The following is a 21,835-nucleotide window of genomic DNA, read 5'->3' on the forward strand; positions in this document are numbered from 1 at the left end:
CGCTCATGCGACAGACCATCGACATTGGTGGCCAAGCTCAAGCATTGGGTTCACGATTGGCTTGGATATAACCTGTCGCTCCTGCGGGGAAGACCGAGTGCCGACGGTTGGTTGGCGCATGAGCTTCCAGTAGGCTCGACTCCCGGCGCCTCTGACGCCGAGGCGTCGAAGCCCGGGCTGCCGAGAGGGCCGAGGCTACCCCCTGTCCATGCCACCGGGGCGCAGCTCTCCTGGGTGGTCCATTCTAGGGGTGAGACACGAAGTGCGGTTTCTCTGTCTGACACGTTCACGACTCCCGACGGCCAATCAGAGCTTCGAGGGCAGTTTCTTGCACCTAGTTTGGGGCCCGTCGAAGACACAAATGGCGGGGCGATCTACGTTCCTGAGACTGTGGGGCAGTATGCAGCCTTTGTCGCTCTTCGTCGGGGTCTGGCCAATGGACAGAATGGGCCCATGTCTGGCGTCGACTGAGTTTCGGAGAGCTTCGAAGAAATCGCAGAGCGTTGAATTCACCCCGCAATCATCGGAATGCAGGCACTGCAACGGGAGGCGGCCTACGAGGTAGGCTGGATGCCTCTCGAGACAGGGCTCTGGGTTCTTGCGAACCTGCCACCTCCCACTGCACAGCTGGAAGCGGGTGGCGGTGGTCGCGTGAACGAGCGTCGTCTCATGTAGCCGGGCATTGCCAATCGCGGCCCAGGGTCCCTGCAGAGGCAATCCGGCATTGCGGAGGTCGACGTACGCACGTTTGCTGCGATCGAGCGCTCGAAAGAAGCGGTCAAATGCAGGGCGTGATGCGAGTTCAAGTCGAGTGCCACTGCGTTCGCTTACGGAGAAGAGCCTACAGTTCTTGTCCGCTTGCAGACAACTGAGGAGGCAGTCAGCAAGCGCGCCGTCGCCTGGTGCAGGCTCTTGCCCACCACAGACCTGCTTCGAGTCGGAGAGGACAACCTCGAGGGGACTGGTCATCTCGAGCTTGACTGCATAGAAGACGTCCGTCTCGTTCAGGCTGGTGTCCTTCCATCGTTCGTCCTCGGTCGGATCAGTGACGCTCAAAGCAACGAGAGGCGCGACATTCGCGCTTGCGCTGCTCGCGCCGCGATTGTGCGCCTGCACGAGGACGTTTAGCGACGCCACGGATCCGAGGTCAATGGTCGCCTGGTCAAAGCCGACCAGGCCACGTGCGCCATTGAGCAGCTCTATCACGGTACCACTGCCGATAAGGATTGGGCGCGAATGGACGGCTTTGACGGACGTCGGTTTGAAGGTGCTCGCGGGACTCACCGATGGTCTTGGTGCTGGACCAACTGTCGTTTGGAGCTTCGTTCCGCCAACGAGGCCAGCGAGACCGGCAACAACGGCTGCAGCGACTACATACCTCCCCTTGATTCCCTCAGTCCTGCCTTGAACCCGTGCAACCTCTTGCGCCGCTTTGGCTCGCACTTCCTCGACGCGTGTTTCTGCCGCGACCGCCCTAGCCGTCTCAGCTTTCAGGCGCTCAGCCGCAAGCGTCTGGTCGGCCTTGTATTGCTCCACGCGGGCCTGGATCTCGGCCACCACTACCAAGGGGTCACGTCCGTTTCCGTCGGAAGTGGACTCCGTCGAAGTCGGCATACGCGAACGACCTGCATTGGCGCCTAGGGGATCGCCCCTGTCCTTCGTCTCACGCTCCTCAGGTTCCTTGGTTGGAGACGGTTCCTTCTTCGGATCTTGCGACATGACGCCTCCGGTTCAACGCGGGCCGTGGCCGTGTCAGGCGCAGCGGGACCCTACTATCGTGGTAGCCGGCGTTCGCGACATTGGAGAGCGTTGGGAATTCACGGGTGTGGGCCGGTTTCGGCGGCCGCGTGTGTACCACCACGAACGCGCCGAGCGCAGGAGGGGGTGATGGCAAGGCGGCGGACGACAGCCGCTATCGAGTCGCTGTCGTTTGATCCCGTCACAAACAGCGCTCGCCGACGGGCATCTTCATGGGACCGCTGCATCGCGACGCCGACAGCCGCGTTACCAAGCATCTCGGCGTCGTTCTGCCCGTCCCCGAATGCCAGCAAGTCGCGTTCTGGCAAGAGACCCCGCCTCTGCAGGATGGTGCTGATGGCCGCGCCCTTGTCCGTTCCAGCAGGCACGAGTTCAACCGTGGCTTCGGCGGGATTTCCAATGCTGACTGCAATGCGCCGCCCCAAGGACGTCCTCAGCGAGGCAACGACGGTTGAGGCGCGGCCTGGCGGCACCACCAGCATGATCTTGACGGGCAGTTCGATCTCGCCCTGCGCTATTCCGGTGAGGCAGTGATCCGAGGCACATGTACCCGTCGGCGTGATGGAGGCTCGTCGGAGGAAACCCAAGAAGCCCGGCGTCGGCCTAACTACCAGGGTGCCATTAACGAGATGGATCGCCACCCCAGAGGCTGCAGCCACGCTGGCGGCGGCGCGGACAGCTTCTAGTACCTCGCTCTTCGAGAAACGTCTTACGGTGATGATACGAGAATCCGTCGGATCGACGATCATCCCGCCGTTCATCAGCACAACAGGGGCATTCGGCCGGAGCGAAGAGAAGTACGGGGTCGCCTGCTCAAGAGACCTCCCCGTGGCGATTCCAACAAGGCCGCCGCAAGCCCTGAAGTCATCCAGTGCGGCAATCGTGCCCGGCCGCGGTTCCTGAGACCGGCCGTCGAGGGCGGTGCCATCCAGGTCGACGTAGATGACCTTGAACCGCAGAAGAGGCCCTGTGACCGCTGAAGGGCCTACTGAAGGTTGTCCGGGGACTGGATGCCGCGCGGGGCAGCAGGCCGAAGCCAGGAGCATCAGAGCGACGCTAGCGGCCCACCATCCAAGCAACTGCAAGTCGGGTCGACCCTCGCGTGCGTCACTCAGGATGTTCGAATGCCACACGGGCGCAGACATGGCAGCACGCACCATCTCTACTCGCGGCGACCACGAAGCGTTGTCAGGCTACTGGGCAACCCTGAACTCGCGGACGCTGGTCGCCTTGCCCTCCTGCAATGTCAGTCGAAGCGTGATTGGGGGATGCGCATCGTCGAGGTGAATGAGGCCTTTCCACGAGCCGTCAGCTTCCACCTTGGCACGCCCCTGGTGCCACCACTTGTTGGTGAGAATGTCAAATGCGATGGTGGCACCCGGTTTCGTGTCCGCGGCCTTGCCGACGAGACGATACTTGCTGCTGCCTGGATTGTCGCCGACCCCTACCTTGCTGCTCTTCAGCCACTCAACCAGAGGGGCATCGGTCCAACGGGCTGTCTCAGCGATAGCGGGCGTGACCAGCGCTATCCGCCGCGGTCTTTCCGCCAGTGTTCCACTCCTGCGTTCCAAGTCGGCAACTGCACTCGCGACCTTGTCCACCGCAACCTTAGTAGACCTTGTCACCTCGGAGGCAACTACAAAGGCCTCCTCCGACCTGCGCTGTGCTTGTGAAGCAACCTGACTGACCTCGCCGACCCTTCCCTTGGTCTTCGACGCGTCTTCAGCTGTCTGACACCCTCTGGCCAAAGAAAGCAGGGCGACCGCGATGCCGAGCAAACCGGCAGCAATGGCGATGACATCTCGAAGCAGAGCACGGTCAATCTTCCGCATGACCTGGCCTCCCGTTGGTCATTTCGAACTGACGCCTCGTACCGCGCTGGGAGAAGAAGCCCCTGGTTGCTCGTTGATGGTGTGCCTTCGCGCAGCGTTCCATCACGGGCAGCCAGTGGCGCACGTCCTCCGTCAGGTGACAGTGCGTCAGCGGTGCCGCTTTCGCTTTCTTGCTGCGCCGACAGGCGCAGTGATCGGTCGATCCGAGTGGTGGGCACCACCGGGAGCAACACCACGTGCGGCTCTACGTAGGGTCAGAATCCGGTCGATTTCTGTCAGCAGGCACGACTGAAGGAAGCTGCGCGGACTGTAGAGCTTGACGAGCCTGCTCGTGGGGATGGTGCCGAGGGCGCGGGCCTCGCTGGCATGCGCTTCCCCGCGACCCTCGATCCAGGCGCTCTCCCAAAGCAACGCCAGGTACCGGCAGCCCAACGTCATGATCTCGATCGTCTTGGCACCGTAGCGTTGCCAGAGTTCGTCCGTGAGCTCGCTTCGCGCCTGGCCATCCTTGAGCCCCTCGGTGTAGCTGTCGACAAGAGCCCTCGGCGGAACGGCTGCGAAGGTCTTCTGCATGAGCTCGAAGACCTTCACCGCAGCGTTGTAGCCGCCGCTGATGGGGGCGAGCGGACCGGCTGACATGACGGCCGCCTCCACTCCCTGTTTCATTTCCACCGCGTGCTTCTTGAACATCCCGACTTCGTAGTCCTCGTGGATGTTGTTGGCACGGTTCACCGTGCTCTCAGTTTCGGTTCCGTCACGGTGATGCACGACCTTGGTCACGGTGTCGGTGGGATCGCCATGGTGCAGGTACGAGATGTGCAGCGGCTGACAGGCGTCGCCCACGTAGTGCGCGAGGATACCTGCCGCGCACACGAACTCCTCCAGCTTGCCGGCCTTCGCGAACCCAACCATCTCGTTGTAGATTTGCCAGCAGCGGAACGGGAGCAGTCCCGCCGACAGCGCCGGATCGACTCCGTCCGCGTGCGGTAACCTGCGCACGTGATCGATCCACGCCTGAGGACTGATGTTCGAGGGGTTGCTACAGAGCGACAACAACGTTTCACCGGTCTCGGGGAGGGGCTCATCCATGTCCGCGAAATGGCTCGGCCCCTCCTTGTTGAGCGGCGCTCCGTCGGAAGTCCTACCCCGCGGACCGCGCTTGTGCTGCCCGACCTTCCAGGCCAGGTCTGGGACATCTGCGAGCGGGACGAAGTCCTCCTTCGAAAGCCCCTTGGTGTCCTTGTCCGTGATGTCGGAGAGCTTGAGGGTGATGTTGGTCAGGTTGTCATTGATCAGCTTGCTCAGGCTCAACTTGGAGTTCAGGAGCTTGGTGGCGAGGTTCGCAATCGTGAAGTGACCGACGGTCCCCCAGTACTCCGGTAGTTCTTGCCCCCAATCGCGGATCAGCTCGATGCCCAGGCGGGCGCACACGGGTGAGAGGTTGGTCGCCAGAGCGTAGGACTGGCCGCGGCCCGTCGAGTCCTCGAGGACATGTCCGCCCCACTGGAGGGCAAGTGGCCTCGGCGCAGTCGGCTTGCCGTCCGGGTCCCGGCGCTCGAGAAGCCACAGCGTTCCTGAGTCGCCATGATGGGTCTTGAGCTGGCCGTCGGTCCTGGGTCCGATGACGAAGTCGGCCACGTACTCGAACCCGCCGACGGAGCGGTAGCGGTAGAACAGGGCCAGCACCTGGCCGTACATCTCACGCGATGCGCAGCCGTAGGCGCGAACCGGGGCGCCGATGAGGCGCAGCGACAAGTCGTCCGGACCGATGTCTGCCAGGGGGCCGATCTTCCCCATTCCGTAGACCTGGGGCGTCCACTGGCTCGTGTCATTGATCTCGACCAGGCCTACATCGAGGTTCACAACGACGCCTTGTCCGGGCCAGTCTGAGTAGAGCTCTGAGAAAGGGATACGGGTCAGCTGCTTGTCCGAGGCTTTCCCGATGTCGGTGCGCTCACCGCCCAGGTACGTGAACATTCGGTCGCCAGGGTTGCCGGCCACGTGCTTGTTCGTCACGGCGTACACGGTGTGTCCGTCGGTGACGAGGCAGCCAACCGACGCAACGTGCTCCTCGCCCTGAACCTCGGTCAATATGGGATACCCGCCGCCGATGTACTCCTGCGGGAAGGTCAGATTCAGGGGTCGTGGCTGAGCTATCGTCTGAGGCTCGGCCTCGACCACGCAGACCGGTACATCCTTCCCGTCGGGCAGATGCAGCACGCGGGAGATCAGGTCGTTCGTTTGATACCCGGACGGCAGCTTCTCAACCTCGACCCACTTCGAGACGAAGACCAGAAGACAGGGCCAGGAGTACCTGCGCACCTCGCACTCGCTCAGTCTGCGGGGCCGAGGAGTCTTGGCGCGGTGTTCCCCGAGTTGCGGATCGCTCCGGCGGATGAGGTACTTGCCCACGGCCGTCGCGAGCACGCCGCGCTTGGACGTCAGGTGCCGATGATAGAGGTCTCGGGCCTTGAGCAGGTCCGCGATCGAGAGCGAGCTGAAGTCCTTAACCGCGGCGAGCGGGTCATCGTACTTCTTCGGTTGCTGCTGTGGCATCTTGCACCCCCTGCCCGGCCCAGCGCCGGCGTGAGAATTCCTGTAAAACCACGAGCCCCGTCCTCCTTGAACCTTGCTCACGTGCGATCGGGCGTATCCACGAGTCACCCTGCGTTGGGCAGGGCGTAGCCAGCGGACAACTTGGTCTCCGCGGCAGACGGCTGGATCTGCACGCCGTCGAAATACCCGGCCAGGACGGAGCCAACGTCACCGTTGCTGCGCTTGAGACGCTGGGCGTTGACGAGCCTGAATATCTCCCACTCGTCGTGTGAGCCCAGACTGTAGTTGACGCTCGCGCGGAGAGCGTAGAAGCGGAAGAATGACTTCCGCCACTCCTCCCATTGCTCCCGGCGCTTGTTCTCCTCGGGGGAGTGCTTGCCGTCGCGGCCCCAGTTGAGCTCACCAGCAACCGAGAAGTAGTCCCGGAAGTCGGGATCAGTTGCGTGCTTCCGCGCGAAGTACTGCTCGATGCCTGCAGTCAGCGTCGCCGGACTGTCCCTGAGGAAGAAACCGTGCACGTCACTTGGGCCGATGAAGTAGAAAGCGTCGAATTTTTCGGCCGTGTTGCCGGCGTCGTCCTCCACCAGGATCCTCGTCCACATCCGCATGTAGTCGCCGCCCGAGGGCTCGGCCTGGCTCCGTAGCGCCTGGAGGTCGATGCCCAACTCCTTGGCGTACCGATCGATGAGGCCGAACCCTTCCTTCGACTCCATCTGGTGTGGACGGCCGACGCTTTCCGCTGGTTTCTGACGGTCGAGGGCGTGGGTAGGCGTCGAGGGCGAGTTGATCAGCCCGGGTCTGGCGCGCCGCTGATGTGGCTGCGGATGAAGTCGTAGTAGCTCTCGGCCGGGTCGAGATGTTCGTGGTCATCGTACTTCGCGATGCCCGCGAAGCGGGCGGCCAGTTGCAGCAGGGTCTGTCGATGCTGCTCGTTTGCTGCACGTAGCACCTCGAGGATGGCCAGGAATTCCTCCGTGTGGCCTGAGGGGCCGGTGCGGTCGCGCCACATGTCGTGCGCGATGTCGACGAAGACCAACTCGGCCTCGAGGGCTTCGGCGGCGTCTTCGCACCCCTCGGCGAAGTCCGCGGCGATCTTCGTCGAGCAGGTAAATCGCGCGGCAGTATCGACGACCACGGTTTCAAGTTGCTGCCGCTCCTGCTTCTCGCGGCGGCGTTGCTGCTCGGCGGCGGTGAGCTTGTGCTTGCGGGACATTCTTGCGACCTCCGAGACCAATGGATACGAGTAGGCCGCGGTCGCGGGAGGCGCCGCTGGCGTGGTCGTGGACGACGTGCCCCAGGATAGCCTGCGCGAGGTCCGATGCGGCAACTGTGCCGTGGTCTTCTACGTCTGCCGGTTGTGTGATCGCGGGCAGCAGTACTGCTCGCTGGAGTGCCGCAGGACGGCGCGGCGAGTGTCGCACCGCGCCGCCAATCAGCGCCACCAGCAGAGCCGGGAGGGGCGGCGCGATCACGCCGCGCGCCAGGCGCGCTACCGGGCCAAGCAGAAAGTGACGGATCAGGGTCGACTGAGAATTGCGTTGTCGGGCAGGGTGTGCGTGCGCGTCCCGCTGACGGCGGCCCTGGTGGCCGCGTCCACGCGCGACGCCGGGAGGACGCCCGATGACGCGATTGGTGGTGACCCTCAAGCCGACGCCACTGGCTACGCGGCTGCTGGTGACGAATCACGAGGAGGAGGTACTGCGCGCGGTGCTGCCGCCGCCCAGCCAGGCGCACCCGCGGGCGGCGGCGACGCTGCTCGAGGCCCTGTCGTTGTGGTTCCAGGAGCCGCTCTCCGCTGTGCTGTGTGCGGACGCCACGGGCGCTTCGTCCGCACTGGGACTCTGCGACGGATTCGGCTTCGGCGCGAAGACCGTGCACTACGAGGTGGCGGTGGTCGAGCCCCGCCGGCGGCGACGGCGCCTGGGCACGTTTGCTGACCTGCGGCGTCTCGCGCAGCGCGGTGCGGTATGAGCACGCCACCGGTCGCGACCGAGGCCGAGGTCACCCGCCTGTACTTCGCCGAGCACTGGCGCGTGGGCACCATCGCTACGCAGCTCGGCCTGCATCCCGACGTGGTGCGCCGCGTGCTCGGGCTGGACCTCCCGCGCGGTGCCGGGCCGCCGCGACCGCGCGTGGTCGACCCGTACCGCGATTTCATCGCCTCGACGCTGACGGCGTACCCGACGCTGCGTGCCACCCGCTTGTTCGACATGCTGCGCGAGCGCGGCTTCCGCGGGGCGGTGCGCACCTTGCGCACCTACGTCGCCAGCGTGCGGCCGCGCCGCCACCGCGAGGTCTACCTGCACACCGAGCCCCTGGTCGGCGAGCAGGCGCAGGTGGACTGGGCCTACGTCGGCAAGTTGCCCGTGCCCGGCGGCGAGCGCGCGCTGTGGCTGTTCGTGCTGGTGCTCAGCTACTCGCGCGCCCTGTGGGGCGAGTTCGTGCTCGACCTCTCGGTCCACTCGCTGTGCCGCTCGCTGGTCCGCGCCGGGAAATATTTCGGCGGCCTCACGCGCCAGTGGCTGTTCGACAATCCCAAGACCGTGGTCCTCGAGCGCGTCGGCGACGCCGTGCGCTTCCACCCGGTGCTGCTCGACCTGTGCTCGGCGTTGCGCGTGCAGCCGCGCCTGTGCGCGGTGGCGCGACCCCAGCACAAGGGGCGCGTCGAGCGCGCCATCCGCTACCTGCGCGACCGCTTCCTCGCCGGCCGGGTCATCACCAGCGTCGCCGACGGGAATCGCCAGCTCGAGCACTTCATCGGCGACATCGCGTTGGCCCGACCGCACCCCGTCCTCGCCCCGGCCACCGTCGGCCAGGTGCTCGCCGCCGAGCGCCCGCGCCTGCTGGCCATGCCCGACCCGCCACCCGGCACTGACCAGGTCCTCCCGGTGCACGTCGACACCCAAGCGTTCGTCCGCCTCGACACCAACCGCTACTCCGTCCCGCCGGAGTGCGTCGACCGCGTCCTCACCCTGGTCGCGGACGACACCAGCGTGCGCGTGCTCGACGGCCCCACGGTGGTGGCCCGCCACGCGCGCAGCTTCGGCCGCCGCCAGCTCCTCGAGGACCCGGCGCACCGCGACGCGCTGGTGCGGCAGCGCCGCGCCGCCGCCGACCTCAAGGGACGTGATCGGCTCCTCGCCGTGGCCCCCGACTTCGCCGTCATCCTTGAGCGCTGGGCGCTCACCGGCCGCAGCCTGTCCATCCAGGTCACCCGCGCCATCAAGCTCCTCGACCTGTACGGCGCGCCGATCTTCGCGGCCGCAGTCGCCGAGATGGCCAGTCGCGGGCTGCGCGATCTAGGCGCGCTCGCCGTTGCCTGCGACCGCCTGCGCCGTGAGCAGCAGCGCCCGGTGCCGGTCGCCATCCCGCTGCCGCCGCACATCGGCGACCGCGACGTCGTGCCGCACGACCTGGAGACCTACGATGACGACTGAGCCGCCGCCGGACCTCGTCAGCCAGTTGCGCGGGTTGGGCTTCCGCGCCGCGCGCGAAGCGCTCGCCGCCTTCCTCGCCCACGCCCACAAGAGCCGCTGCGGTCCCACCGAGACCCTCGAGCAACTGGTGCTGCTCGAGCGCCGGGCGCGGGAGGCCACCAACCTCGCGCGGCGCACCCGCGCGGCCGCGCTCGGGGCCTTCAAGCCCCTCGACCGCTTCGACTGGGCGCATCCCCGCGCCATCGACCGCGCCCTCATCGAACGCCTGCTCCAGCTCGACTTCGTCGGCCACGCCGAGAATCTGCTCTTCCGCGGCCAGTCCGGCGTCGGCAAGACCATGCTCGCCAAGTGCGTCGGCCAGGCCGCGCTCGAACGCGGCTACAGCGTCCGCTTCGCCACGCTCGCCGCCGCGCTCGCCGATCTGCTCAAGCAGGAGTCGCTGCCCGCCTTCGAGCGCCGGCTCAAGCGCTACCTCTACCCCGACGTGTTGATCTTGGATGAGCTCGGCTACCTGCCCTGCGACAGCCGCGCCGCCGACCTCCTCTACAACATCGTCAGCCGCCGCCACGAGCAGCGCTCGACGGTGATCACCACCAACCTCGCCTTCAAGCAGTGGGGCACCGTCTTCCCCGGCGCCGCCTGCGTCGTCGCCCTCGTCGACCGCTTCGCCCAGCACTGCCACCGCGTGGATATTGACGCCGAGTCCTGGCGCGAGAAGCACAGCCTGTCCCGCGACGGCCGCGCGACGCCCGAGACCCCCGCCTCCGAGCACCCGCGCCGTGGTCCCAAGCGGCGCTGAAAAGCTCACCCCCCTCTTGCACCTCGACTGTCAGATTTCGACGGAAAGTTTCGGCCGTCTACAATCTGGTAACGGGATGGGTTGAGTATCCAGAAGCGTTCGCCCCACTTGTCGAGGAGTGTGCGCTCCGTGTGCATGGCGATGTCGACGTTGGTGCCCGAGTAGCCGCCGCCCCGAGAACTGATGGGACAACTCAGGTAGACGACGAGCTTGTCCTGAGCGCGCGCCCGGTTGATATCCTCCTTGATCAGGGCGATCTGTTTGTCGAAGAGCCGCTTCCACGCACCGGTGTGCCATTCAAACCTGATCGGCAGGCTGTCCACAGGACGGCCTGCTTCGGTCGTCTGGTCTTGACCCCTCACTGGCGGCCTCCTCAGCCCTGGTGGTCCTTTAGAAGCCATGGCCCAAGAGCCTCTCGTTTCGCTGGCGTATGTCCGCCGGCACATTGGCGTCGTAGGCCCCCTGGAAGTTCGCCTCGTCATCCGGGGCCTCATCGGGAACCTGCAGGAACGTGAACCACCGATTGAGCAGGCAGAAGTGCCCGACGAGCCAGGCGAACTCAACCACCTGCCTGTCGACCAGCGCCGCGTGCTGCTTGTCGTCGTACCCACGCCACTTCTCGACGAAGTGACGATCGAATTCCGTCACCTCGCCGGCCGGGAGTTGGCCGCGGTTGTAGCGGTCGAACTCCCGCTTGAGGCTGCCGAACTCCGCGTCGGTGACCGTATGCGCGTCCTGGCACATCTTGACGATCACGTCGAAGCAGATGTTTTCGCGGGCGGTGTAGATCCCACGGTTGGCCGCGTGCTCATGAAGGTGCAGCAGCTTGTTGTGGCCCTCCTCCTCGCGCCCGACGCTCTTGAAGAGCATGAAGCCGATGAACGAGTGGTGAGTGACCGAGTAGCGGCTGCGGTTGTGCAGCGACGTGCGGCTGATGCACAGTTCCTTGAGTGGCCGGTCGAGGAAGCCGGCGAACTGCTTGCCCTGGTTGAAGACGTCGATGTCGAAGATGAAAGAGTTCGCGTAGGGCACTTCGGTGATGGCCAGAGAGGGGCAGTGCCCCATCACCTTCATCAGGTTGTTCGGGAAGTGGCCCCAGGTGAGCTCTCCCTGCCTATAAGCAGCGGCGGTGTAGTCGTCGACCTCGTCGATCTGCAGAGGGCGGATTCGGGTCCAGGGTCCTTGCTTCATGGTCGCTTCTCCGTTCGTTCGGCGGTTCTCAAGCCTCGGCCCAGGCCGTGGCCACGCTCATCTGTACTCGGACGAAGTGCTTCTTGATGAGCTCGTGGTACTGGAGGTACTGCTGCCGGTAAGCGTCCCACTCCTGCTGATGGCGATTGGGGTCCGTTGCCTGACTGGCCATGACAGCCTCGAGGAGCTTGGCCAGATCCTCGCGGTGTCGCCGCAGTTCAAGGCGCAGGTCCGGGAGTTCTCGGCCCTGCTCCTCCAGGTACCGGAGCCAGCCATCCAGCTTCGCGTGCGACTCATGTCCGCGGTTGATGACCGCGAGGAAGGGTGACACCGCGGAGCTGCGCTGGGCATCCAGATCGCCCTTGGCGACCGCCGTCTTCACTCGAAGGACGCGCTCCGTCTCGGCAGTCCAGATGGCGGTGGCGGGATTGCGGTGATCGTGCGCCGCGTCGTATGTCGTCTCGCTGATGATTCGAAAGGCCTGTTCGGCCTCGATTGACCCGGCTTGGCCAAGGAGGATCTTTGCCTCCCGCGCCAGGCACTCGCACTGCATGAACTCATCCCAACTCAGCAGCGGGATAGCCGAGTCGGGAGTGCGCCCGAGGATTTCTCCCGGCGCTCCATAGACGAACCGCTCGCGCAAGTGCGGCTGGTCCTTGTCGGTCTTGCGCCCGAGCAGCACCCACGTGGACTTGTGACGGGTGTCCGTGAGCAACGACGGCATGCCCAACGCACGCGCCTCCTCGATCATGAACTTGATCTTCTCGAAGGGCTCGATGATGGCGCGCTGCGTACGGTCCGCGCGTCGGTTGTCGGCGAACGCGTTCCACGGCTCGATGATCCCGATCGGCATGAGGAGCATGTGCGATGGGATGTGCGGATTGGCGAGGATCTCACGCCAGACGTTGCGGGCCGCCATCGCGTCGAGACAAAGCCACATGCCCATCTTCAGGACGTCGACGGACAGGGTCGAAAACACGGACTGAATGCGCTGCGCGGCCGTTGCCGCCGTGTAGATGGGATCGACCGGACGCCCATCGATCACGATCACGTGCTTGGCGTCAGAGTGGTCAGCGATCTCGTTGAGCTCGTCCGGCTCGAGGTACTCGAGAAGGCCCGGCAACCACGAGTCCTCCACGTCGTCTGCGACGGCGACGTAGTGAAGACCGAGTTCGGATGCCGCATCCACCACCCGATTGACGGCCGATAGCCGATCCGTGCAAGCCGACTCGATGTTGAGGTAGAGCGCCAGCGACGCCCTCCGGCGGTTGATCTCCGCGTCCGCCAGGACCCGACTGACGGTGCGAACAATGCGGCGCTCATCCCACCCGGTCACCTCGAAGACTGCCCCCACGTTCGGCATCCCTTCGAGCTGCGACATGCGCCCGGCCCCGGCGTCGCTGCGCCGGAACTGCAGCCGCAGGTCGGTAATGGCCTGCTCGGGCGAAGTCGGCCGCATCGGCGGCCGGAACAGTCCTCCGCGCCGCGGCTCGAGGTCGTCGAGGTTCGTGGGATGCGGGAAGTTCCGCATCGGGATGGACTGTTCCTCCTCCGAGATGTTCGAGCTCGCGGGAATCGAGGCGGCCACGAGTCGGGAGGCCATGGCGAGAAACGGAGGGATGGGCGAAACGGCCTGGCCAGGCACGATTAGCTCGCCGTCCAGCCCATAGGAAGCGTCGAGAGTCTGCAGGGCCTGCGCCTCCGGCGACAAGGCTATGCCCATCGTGTAGAAGTACCCGGCGTCGAGGTCGCTGGCGCTCACGAAGTGGAGGGCACCACTCGGCGATCTCGCCAGCGCATCGAACCGCCGCCTGCCGCGCGGCGGAAGCGGGAATTCGCCACGCTTGCTCATTGCCTCGAACGAGATCGCGAGTGCGGCGCGCGCCTGCTCGGTGAAGTCGAAGTGAATCTCCGTCAACGGTTCCACCGACAGCAACGCTCGCTGAGCGCGGTCTATGATCTGAACCGCCATCATCGCCATCCGGTCCAGGGCGTGAGCCCGCGCCAGCTCTGCTGGCCAATCGTCCCCCTGAGGGTCTCCCGCTGCGCCTTGGAGATGAGCAGCCAGAGTGCCAGCCACCCGCGCCGCCTTGACCGCAGCCTGCACCTCGTGCTTGGTCAGAGCGCCGAAGGCGAGATTGGCGAGAAGCGCGTCGAATTCGCCCGGGGCGAGATCGACTCGAACCGTGGCCGAAGGTAGTCTGAGCGTCGGCCCGACGGCCGTATCCGGCTCGCCGGGAGGCGTGGGCCGGAACACCAAGGACCCGTCGAAGATCGAGCGGAGCAAGGCGGGGAAGCGCGGCTCAATGCTCATCTGTCATTCTCCTCGGTCCAGGGGCAGGGCCTAGCGCGAAGCATCGGCCCCTCCCCACGACGCACCAACGGAGGCTACGAGGGGAGCCGCCGCGCGGCGTTGATGCTGCTGTGGCGAGGGGAAGCACGGCTCGTCGGTGGCGGGAGCGACGCAGCGCGTGCGAAGCGTTGGGCCTTTCCGTCCGGACAACCCCGCCGCTCGAGCCAGGCGCGTGTCGCTTAGGCGCCCCGCTCCGAGCTGAGTCCACTTCCGATTACCCAGGCGCATCGCTCAGCCCAGATCCTCGGCCAAACAGAACAGAAGTCAAGATGATTCGACATTCCGTTAATGTAGGGTGCGCTACAAGAGCGCGAGAGTGCTGCTGTTTGGGTATTTCCTAAATGCTTTGGGAGTACCCAAGCGCGGGTCGAGACTTCGGCGTGCCGCGAGGCCTCGTGACGTGGCGCTTCCGCCGCGCAGCCCTGGCGCTTCTCTTCCTCCCTCTCGGAACGTGGACCTCCTACTCGATCAGCTTGTCCCGATAGGAGTCGTACGAAACGTGGAGGCTGTGGGCAGCACACAGGAGGTTACGGTCATGCACCTGGTAGGCGTAGACGTAGCGCTCCTCCCTAACCGTTTCGAGGTCGCGTATGCGGTGGGGCTCAACCTTCGCACGTGGCAGAGCCGTCGTCGGAACCACGCCGGCGCGCATGTTCTGCTCGAGCTCGCATCGGTGTGTCACCTCCTCGCGCGCTGCGGCCGGCGGATCTGGGGTCCCGGACCGCCTGCGGCCTGAGGATCGCTCGCCGAGTCGCTTTCGCTCTCGCTGGACGGCCGACCCGGATAGCAGCAGTAGGGGTTTGTGAACAGGCCGTCCGAGGTGAAGAAGCACACCCCGCGGCACCCGCCTCGGCAGCGGGCTCCCTTGTCACAGCCGGTGCACGTGCCCCCCAGTTGGCCAATCTCGAAGCGGCGGTTGTAGGAGAACGCACCGGCGTCGTTCCAGATCTCGCTCAAGGACCGGGTCCGCAGGTTGCCCTCGACGAAGCGCGGGTCGTAGAGCGACTCGCAGCCCTTGACGTTGCCCTCGCTGTCGATGCCGACGGCCCGCAGACCCGCGCTGCAGCCCTGCCAGCTGCCGAGGCTTCCAGGCTGGTTCCGCAGGTAGATCTCGTTCTTGTCGTAGTAGCCGATGTCGTCCCCGGCCAGGATCCAGAGTCGCGCCGCGTCCCGGTGCTCGCGGATGAAGCGCGTCACGCCTGGCACGCGCGCCGGCTCGAGGAGCAAGTGGCGCGCGCGGGCCATGTTCCCCATGGGCGTGGCGAGCTGGATCTGCCAGGTCTCGACGCCATGGGCGACCAGCAGCTCGTACAGGCCCGGCAAGTCGTCGACGTTCAGCGCAGTCAGGGTCGTGACGACGGCGACCGGGATGTCCTCGGACCGCAGCCGGGCCATCGTCGCGACGGCGCGGTCGAAGGACGTGCGCACGCCGCGGATCGTGTTGTGAGCTTCCCGCAAGCCATCGAGGGAGAGACAGACATTGCTCAGGCGCGCGTGCCGGATCTCCGCGAGGTGCGAATCATCGAGCACCAGGCCGTTCGTGATAGTGTTGACCTGGACCCCGCGGTCGGCCAGGCGGCGTGCCACGCGTTCCCACCCGCGATAGAGGAAGACCTCGCCGCCGATGAGGCTTGCCTGCCGGCAGCCGAGCGCGGCCAGCTCGTCGGCCACTGGCAGGCACTCCTCGAGCGTGAGCTCATCGGCGCGCGCCCGGCCGGCCTTCGACCCGCAGTGGAGACAGCGCAAGTTGCAGCGAAGCGTTAGTTCCCAGACGCAGTATTCAGGGACGTATGGCTGCCTCTCGGGCATGGGGTGGAGCCGGGTGCGGCCGCCGGTCACGGCTTCTTCTTAGCGACACGCGGAGGAGCCATGTACCGCGGGACGATCTCGGAGGTGAGCTCGACGAACTCGCAATCCTCGCCGGTCTCGTCCTTGATCTCTTTGCACTGCCACTCCGTGAGGTACATCCTCTTCGCCGTGGGCGGGACGGCACGAGCCTTGGGCGGCATGTACTTCAATACTGGGGGCGACGTGACCGGGACGTTCCAGACCTGGGTCTCGATTCCCAAGACATCCTTGATCATCCGGATCTGCCAATCGGTGAGGTAAAGCGCGACGTGCTGCTTGCCTTCGATCTCCATCTCATCCTCCTATCGTGAAGCGGGATCAGGGCCCGGTCCGCGATCAGCCCTGGACCCAGCCATCGTTCACGGGCGCGGCCGGGCGCATGCAGCTCGCCCACCTCCTGTGGGCCCGAATAGTCCACCCTCTCACATCCGCAGTCAGTTCGAGGCCTACCAGGCGAATTCCACGGGCATCGTGACGCCGATAGGGCGAATGTGGACGTGACTGTAGAGGCGCTCCGAGGCCTCCTCGAACTCGACTCTCGTCAGCGTTAGCACCTGCGTCACCAGGCCACTCGGCCGGGTGATCGCGAGATCGAGGATGAGCACGTTGGGGTTGAAACCTTGGGGTTGCGCTTTGACGAGCTTGAGGACGTAGCCCGGGGTCGGCATCATCACCAATCCGAGCACGTGGAGCGACTTCTGGCTGCCTGGCCCGGGCATCGTGTTCTCCCAGGCCCACCAGCCGGGACCCTGGCGGTCGGCGGCCGCCGGTTCGACGAGCGTGGCCGCCTCGCTCGCGGAGTCCACTGGCTCGGGGTCGCGCACCTGCAGAACCGGCGGGTGCAGGGTGCTGTCCGCCGTGCGGACCTGAATCTCACGGAAGTGGCCCGCGAATGCCCTGGCCACCGTGGCCTCGTGATCTGGGGGGCACTCACCGGTGATGCCGCAGTTCCCTGGCCTCTCGTAGACGAAGAACAGCGGCGGGTAGATGCGGGTGGGGCTACGAACTAGCTCCAGCGTGCCATCGAACCCCCTGGCGTGGCCGGTCACGCTCAGATACAGCGAGTCCCGGTGCTGAATCGCGACGACGCGGCTTACGTGTGCAAGCGGCAGGACGCTCATCCATCCCTCCTCGGCCCCGGTGGCCTATCCGGACGATTCAATGCAGACGCCGCAGTTACCACCCTGCGGAAACAGCCAGTGATGTTCTCGATATTGGCGGCTGAGACTGCCTCAATGCCGCTCCCTTCCCCGGTCCACAGGCTGCCTAGCACGCAAGACGCGACAGACCACACGGGAGTCCTCGGAGGAAGTTGGATCAATAGTCAACTCGCGCCGGCGCGAGTCAAGAGAATTCGTCATGCAGCGAGCGCGCGGGCCACCACCACATGGTGATACCGGCGTTGTTTGTGTATTTCCTAAATGCTTTGGGAATCCCCAAGCACCGCTCGAGGCCTGGGCTGGCGGCCGTGCCTGGCAACGCGGGGCTTCCTTCGTCCAGACCGAGCGCCTTTCCTTCTCCTTCTCGGAACGTGGACCCCCCACTCGATCAGCTTGTCCCGGTAGGAGTCGTACGAAACGTGGAGGCTGCGGGCGGCGTAGAGGAGGTTACCGTCATGCGCCTGGTAAGCGTAGACGTAGTGTTCCTTCCTAACCGTTTCGAAGTCGCGGACGCGGTGGGGCTCAGCCTTCGCAGGTGGCAGAGCCGTAGTCGGAACCACGCCAGCGCGCATGTCCTGCTCGAGCTCGCGTCGCTGGCGCAGCTCGCGCTCGTAGTCGTCGGTTTCGTGCTGGAGGCGGACGATGTTCATGGCTTCCGCGACCACGGGCAGGACGGCGTCCCGCAGGTTGGGCATCTTGTTGACGTACTGGAAGGCGCCCAGCTTCGCGCACTGCACGGCCGAAGGCACCTGGTAGTCAACGGTCAGCATGATGACCAGCAGGTTTGGCCAGCGCTCGTGGATGATCTTGAGCGCCTGTTCACCCTGCATGGTCTTGTCGGGAAACTTCTTGTCGAGCAGCACCAGGCTAATGGCGCTTGCCTGCTCCTCGAGTATTCGCAGGGCAATCTCACATGAGTGCGCCAGCCGTACCCGGAACTTCCGCTCAAGAATCAGGCGGAGCGTGATCCGCACTGATCGCTCGTCGTCCACTACCAGGATGCGCCCCTTGGGAGTGAGCGAGGACATTGTCCGCTCCTCCCCCCCAGCCAGTCAGCGTAGCGTCTTCAGTCAGCCCAGCAGCGTCTCTCGTCTACCATCCAGGCTACCATGTCCGACCGGACGGCGGAACGAGCCCGACCACTGATCTGCACTCGCGAATCACCGTCGGAGCGGGGACCAATGATGGGGAGTCTCCAAACCACTTTGGGACTACCCAAACGTGACTGCGTGGCACGCGACGACCGAAGACCTCGGCTGGCGTGTGGCAACCTCCATCACCGCGCCAAGGGCAGCTCGACGGTCACACAGGTCCCGCGACCGACCTCGCTGCTGATGCGCACCTCACCGTGCATGCGACGCACGATGTCTCGCACTACGGCCATCCCGAGTCCGCGCGGCCGGTCCTGCCCCTTGGTGCTGACGAAGGGCTCGAATACCTTGGCCAGGGCATCGGGACTGATCCCGCGGCCGGTGTCGCGGATCTCCACTACCACACACTCGTCTCGAACGGCCGTGGTTACGGTGACCCGACGCTGTCGCGGTGAATCCGGCTCGAGGGCCTCGATAGCGTTGGTTAGAAGGTTCGCTAGGACCTGGCAGATCCGAATCGGTGGCGCTGCAACCAAGGGCACGTCGACGAGCCTGAGCGTGACGCGGACCTGTCTGCGCAGCTCCGGGCTGAGGATGGCGAGAGCAGCCTCTGCGGCCTGGTTGACGTTAGCGGTAGCGCGCTGGTCTGACATAGCCGGTTCACCCCGCCTAAACAGCTCGACGCGAGACGACAAGTCGTCAGCCACAACGACCGCGGTCTTCACCGCCTTCCTCAGCGCGTTGGCCTTCCCGAGCGGCCGACGCGTACCAATGGCGAGATCAGTCACCAGCTCGTCCGCCAGATCTGCGGCTTCGCGCAAGCCTCCGCAGAGAGACGTCAGAGGGTTCGAGAACTCGTGCACCTCTTGCCCAAGCAGCGATGCCTCGGCTGTCTGCAGGTTGGCCCGGAGGAGCGATGCATGCGATTCGCTGACGAGAAGGCCCAACTCGTAGGCCCGAAGTCCGATCCGGAGCTCCTCCGCCATCCTGTCTTCGTTCCAAGGCTTGAGGATGTACCGACTGACCTGACCAGAGTTGATGGCGTCCACTGTCGCGCGGATGTCGGCGTAGGCGGTCACGATCATCCGTACGACCTGCGGGAACTGGTCCTTGGCAATGGCGCAGAGCTCCGCCCCCGACATGCCTGGCATGCGCTGGTCGGCCAGGAGCACGGCCACCGGTTCGGTGCCCATCAGGGCCAGCGCCTCCTTCCCTGAGCGGGCGACCACAACCTCGAACCGATCGGTGAAGCAATACTTGAACGTGACGAGGTTGCTCTCCTCGTCATCGACGTAGAGGACCTTCGGCCGTCGCTGATTCACTCCGCTCCTCCGCGGACTCGGCTCCACTGGTCGCAAGAGCGTTGCGACCGGTGAGAATCAGGCAAACCCGCTGAACGCTGCCATCATATGTTGGGATATGGCGTCGTGACCAGGGCCTTCATCGACAAAACGGACACCGCGCGGAGCTCGGGCCCTCGATTGGTCCTAGACACACAGGTTCGTCGCCTACCCAAACCGAACATTTTCCACCAAGACTCCGTCGAGCATTGGACAACGCCAATCGCGTTTGTGTAGGTCCAAAGAAGCAGATTGCAACCCGTATCCGGAGCTGGTGAGTCTGGTACTCATTCCGATTTAACTTGACTTCAGATGTACGCGGCGGACGATCCGGCTTGTGACACGGCGTCCTGTCCGCGGAGACCGAGCAGTTTGCCGCAACGGGGTAGGCAGAGGGTTCCTTCTTGGGCACGTGGGCGCGAGCTTGAGGCCCCGCCTCAGAGGGCGTCAGTGAGCGGGAGACAGGTCGCTTGGACTGGGCGACTGAGGAGGTGTGCGCCATGCAATTGCGCAGAAGACCAACTGGGCGAGCCCGTCCTGATGGCGGGACGCTCAGTTCACGTCAGAAAGAGGTGTTGTGCCTGATTGCCGATGGGTACACCTGTTCGAACATCGCTGCAAGGCTCGGCCTCAGTGAGCGTACCGTGGAGACTCATCGAGCACGTTTGATCGCAAGGACTGGTGCAATGAACACCGCAGAATTGACCAAGTACGCAATCCGCGTGGGGCTTACCAAGCTCGAGGTTTGAGCCGCGTGTGGTCCGGGTTTGTACGCATTGTTCTAGCGCGTTGAGGCGAGCACACTGGCCTCCAACAAGGCTCAGCTTGGAGAGGCCACGATACCGTTGTGCCCCCACCGTCGCAGAATGAGCAGGCACAACGGGCAGAGGAATTCGGAGGACAGAATGCGCCTCAAGCATGGTCTTTCCATTGCTGCTATTGGTGGGGTCGTCTTCCTAGGCGCCATGTTGCTGTTTGGCTTGGGTTCGAGACGCCCCGACTCGAAGTCGGTAGTCGAGCGCGACGCACCACCGAGCACGTCGCCCATCACGGCACCGCTATCTCGTGTGGCTTCACCCTCCTTGCCGGGGGTGAACAATGGAGTGGACGAGCGTGTTGGTGGTCAGCAGGCGCCTGAGGATCACGCGCCGGACCTGGCAGAGATGGCGCGCCAAGAACGCGAAGCCCTGCTAGGCCGCATCCAGTCGCCGCAGCGCTCATCTGAGCCTTGGACAGCAGATGCCGCGAGGCTGTTCGATGAGCTGAAACTCGTGAAGCTGCCGGCAGCCGCGCAACGAGACGCCTCGTACGGAAGCTTGGTGTGTTACCCAGCCGGGTGCGTCGCATCCATCGAATCCACCCCTCAGGGACTGAGGGTGCTGATCGACGAGTGGTTGAATAACACGCACCTGACTGCTTGGCAGGCAAGTAAGCATTGGACCCCTCCTCTGCCGCTTCCGAACGGCAGAGTATCCGCTGCATTCGTACTTGAACGGCCTGCGGGCCATCGACAAGGAGGATGACATGAAGAGAGTACTGGTCTGTGCGCTTTCGGTGATGACGCTGCTGGTCGGTGCGAACAGTGCGTACGCCAACCAACAGTGGACACCTGGTTCCGTCTGCCGCGGCAATGCCGTCTGGGAGCAGGGCTACATCAGTTTCCTGGACTCGAGGGCGTACAACGATTACCAGGCTGGCACGATTGGTATTTCGTGCCCGGTGCAGGTGACCGATGCCGTCTCCAGCAATTACTACCCCTACTACAGGGTCAATGAGGTGTCGGTCATGTACTACGACGCAACGCCGACAAACGGGGGTGGCGCCGTTTTCTGCTGGGTGGTCGGAACCAGTGCCACCGGCGGCACCACGGCGAGTTCGTCGGTGTACAGCTGCAGCACAACCGGGGGGTGCGGCAATGACGCCAACACCTTTACCGGCACCGGCCGCCTGGATTTCGCGAATCCGCTGGCGTACGGCTACTGGGCCGGCCTGAGTGTCCGGTGCGGCGTACCGTACAACGACTCTGAAGCCTACGGCAAGAGTTCGCTCATTTCGATCTTCAGCGATTGGACGAACTAGAACGCGGACCGGCCTCCCCGCCACCGCGCATTGACCCCCAAGTAGGGAACGTGATCTGACAGAGGCATGCGCCTCTGGTCGACGCTCCTGACCCCCTTACTGACGCGTGAAATCCTCAAGCCCCGAGAAGCGGGGGAACCTCGCGAGCGGCGCCACGTCTCTCGATAGCGCGTCACGCCGGAATTATGGAGCATGCCGAGTCTGAGGAAGCGGTCCGCCTGGTTGTGGGCGCGACGCTGTGCGAGATCGACGACGAATGGGCCGTGCATCGGTGATCGGTTAGCAGCCCGTCACGCATGACGTTTCCCGACGGAGATCCGGTGCTCGTATTGCGCGCCCGCTTCGACCCGCGCCTGGAGCCGCGCCCGATTGGCGTTGGGATCGACGGCCT

20 protein-coding genes are annotated in these 21,835 nt (G+C 64.8%); 5 read left to right on the top strand and 15 right to left on the bottom strand.

What is annotated here, in order from left to right; translation table 11 throughout:
* Positions 1 to 306 precede the first annotated feature (306 nt).
* From WC683_10410 to WC683_10435, 6 genes are all read right to left on the bottom strand, one after another.
* On the bottom strand, positions 307 to 1,719 hold the full coding sequence (locus tag WC683_10410) for a hypothetical protein (protein ID MFA4973018.1): 1,413 nt from the start codon (positions 1,717 to 1,719) through the stop codon (positions 307 to 309).
* Between the two features lie 98 nt (positions 1,720 to 1,817).
* Positions 1,818 to 2,804, bottom strand: a complete 987-nt coding sequence (locus WC683_10415; protein ID MFA4973019.1) for an HAD family hydrolase — start codon at positions 2,802 to 2,804, stop codon at positions 1,818 to 1,820.
* A gap of 147 nt (positions 2,805 to 2,951) precedes the next feature.
* Entirely contained in the window at positions 2,952 to 3,590 is a 639-nt protein-coding gene (locus WC683_10420; GenBank protein MFA4973020.1) for a hypothetical protein, read from the bottom strand.
* A 147-nt stretch (positions 3,591 to 3,737) separates the two neighbouring features.
* Complete coding sequence (locus tag WC683_10425) at positions 3,738 to 6,146, bottom strand: hypothetical protein (protein MFA4973021.1); 2,409 nt, start codon at positions 6,144 to 6,146, stop codon at positions 3,738 to 3,740.
* Between the two features lie 104 nt (positions 6,147 to 6,250).
* Positions 6,251 to 6,859 (bottom strand): hypothetical protein, encoded by a 609-nt coding sequence (locus tag WC683_10430; GenBank protein ID MFA4973022.1) that lies wholly within the window; start codon positions 6,857 to 6,859, stop codon positions 6,251 to 6,253.
* A 74-nt stretch (positions 6,860 to 6,933) separates the two neighbouring features.
* Positions 6,934 to 7,359, bottom strand: a complete 426-nt coding sequence (locus WC683_10435) for a hypothetical protein (protein ID MFA4973023.1) — start codon at positions 7,357 to 7,359, stop codon at positions 6,934 to 6,936.
* A gap of 407 nt (positions 7,360 to 7,766) precedes the next feature.
* Between WC683_10435 and WC683_10440 the strand changes: the two genes are divergently transcribed.
* The 3 genes from WC683_10440 to istB are packed head-to-tail and all read left to right on the top strand — an operon-like array spanning position 7,767 to position 10,382.
* On the top strand, positions 7,767 to 8,117 hold the full coding sequence (locus tag WC683_10440) for a hypothetical protein (protein ID MFA4973024.1): 351 nt from the start codon (positions 7,767 to 7,769) through the stop codon (positions 8,115 to 8,117).
* Positions 8,114 to 9,583, top strand: coding sequence for an IS21 family transposase (istA, locus tag WC683_10445; GenBank protein ID MFA4973025.1), 1,470 nt, complete (start codon positions 8,114 to 8,116; stop codon positions 9,581 to 9,583). The genes WC683_10440 and istA overlap by 4 nt, the downstream gene beginning before the upstream one ends.
* A complete protein-coding gene (istB, locus tag WC683_10450; GenBank protein MFA4973026.1) occupies positions 9,573 to 10,382 on the top strand; it encodes an IS21-like element helper ATPase IstB in 810 nt (269 codons plus the stop codon). The genes istA and istB overlap by 11 nt, the downstream gene beginning before the upstream one ends.
* A gap of 5 nt (positions 10,383 to 10,387) precedes the next feature.
* Here istB and WC683_10455 read toward each other — a convergent pair whose 3' ends face one another.
* The 9 genes from WC683_10455 to WC683_10495 all read right to left on the bottom strand — a co-directional run bounded on the left by WC683_10455 (position 10,388) and on the right by WC683_10495 (position 19,347).
* Entirely contained in the window at positions 10,388 to 10,744 is a 357-nt protein-coding gene (locus tag WC683_10455; GenBank protein ID MFA4973027.1) for a hypothetical protein, read from the bottom strand.
* A gap of 28 nt (positions 10,745 to 10,772) precedes the next feature.
* Complete coding sequence (locus WC683_10460; protein MFA4973028.1) at positions 10,773 to 11,573, bottom strand: hypothetical protein; 801 nt, start codon at positions 11,571 to 11,573, stop codon at positions 10,773 to 10,775.
* Between the two features lie 28 nt (positions 11,574 to 11,601).
* Entirely contained in the window at positions 11,602 to 13,887 is a 2,286-nt protein-coding gene (locus WC683_10465) for a hypothetical protein (GenBank protein ID MFA4973029.1), read from the bottom strand.
* A 499-nt stretch (positions 13,888 to 14,386) separates the two neighbouring features.
* Positions 14,387 to 14,608, bottom strand: coding sequence for a hypothetical protein (locus tag WC683_10470; GenBank protein ID MFA4973030.1), 222 nt, complete (start codon positions 14,606 to 14,608; stop codon positions 14,387 to 14,389).
* A complete protein-coding gene (locus tag WC683_10475) occupies positions 14,605 to 15,735 on the bottom strand; it encodes a radical SAM protein (protein ID MFA4973031.1) in 1,131 nt (376 codons plus the stop codon). Before WC683_10475 ends, WC683_10470 begins: the two co-directional genes overlap by 4 nt.
* A 26-nt stretch (positions 15,736 to 15,761) precedes the next feature.
* Positions 15,762 to 16,067, bottom strand: a complete 306-nt coding sequence (locus tag WC683_10480) for a hypothetical protein (protein ID MFA4973032.1) — start codon at positions 16,065 to 16,067, stop codon at positions 15,762 to 15,764.
* Positions 16,068 to 16,220: 153 nt separating this feature from the next.
* Positions 16,221 to 16,895: a hypothetical protein gene (locus WC683_10485; protein ID MFA4973033.1), complete on the bottom strand. Its 675-nt coding sequence runs from the start codon at positions 16,893 to 16,895 to the stop codon at positions 16,221 to 16,223.
* A gap of 296 nt (positions 16,896 to 17,191) precedes the next feature.
* Positions 17,192 to 17,962 carry a response regulator gene (locus WC683_10490; protein MFA4973034.1) on the bottom strand — a complete coding sequence of 257 codons (771 nt, stop codon included), beginning with the start codon at positions 17,960 to 17,962 and terminating at the stop codon, positions 17,192 to 17,194.
* Between the two features lie 248 nt (positions 17,963 to 18,210).
* Positions 18,211 to 19,347, bottom strand: a complete 1,137-nt coding sequence (locus tag WC683_10495; GenBank protein ID MFA4973035.1) for an ATP-binding protein — start codon at positions 19,345 to 19,347, stop codon at positions 18,211 to 18,213.
* Positions 19,348 to 20,456: 1,109 nt separating this feature from the next.
* On the opposite strand from WC683_10495, the gene WC683_10500 reads away from it, so the two are divergent.
* Entirely contained in the window at positions 20,457 to 20,888 is a 432-nt protein-coding gene (locus WC683_10500) for a hypothetical protein (protein ID MFA4973036.1), read from the top strand.
* A gap of 1 nt (position 20,889) precedes the next feature.
* Positions 20,890 to 21,444 carry a hypothetical protein gene (locus tag WC683_10505; GenBank protein MFA4973037.1) on the top strand — a complete coding sequence of 185 codons (555 nt, stop codon included), beginning with the start codon at positions 20,890 to 20,892 and terminating at the stop codon, positions 21,442 to 21,444.
* Positions 21,445 to 21,835 lie beyond the last annotated feature (391 nt).

It is taken from the genome of bacterium (assembly GCA_041648665.1).
Lineage (GTDB): Bacteria > UBA10199 > UBA10199 > 2-02-FULL-44-16 > JAAZCA01 > JAFGMW01.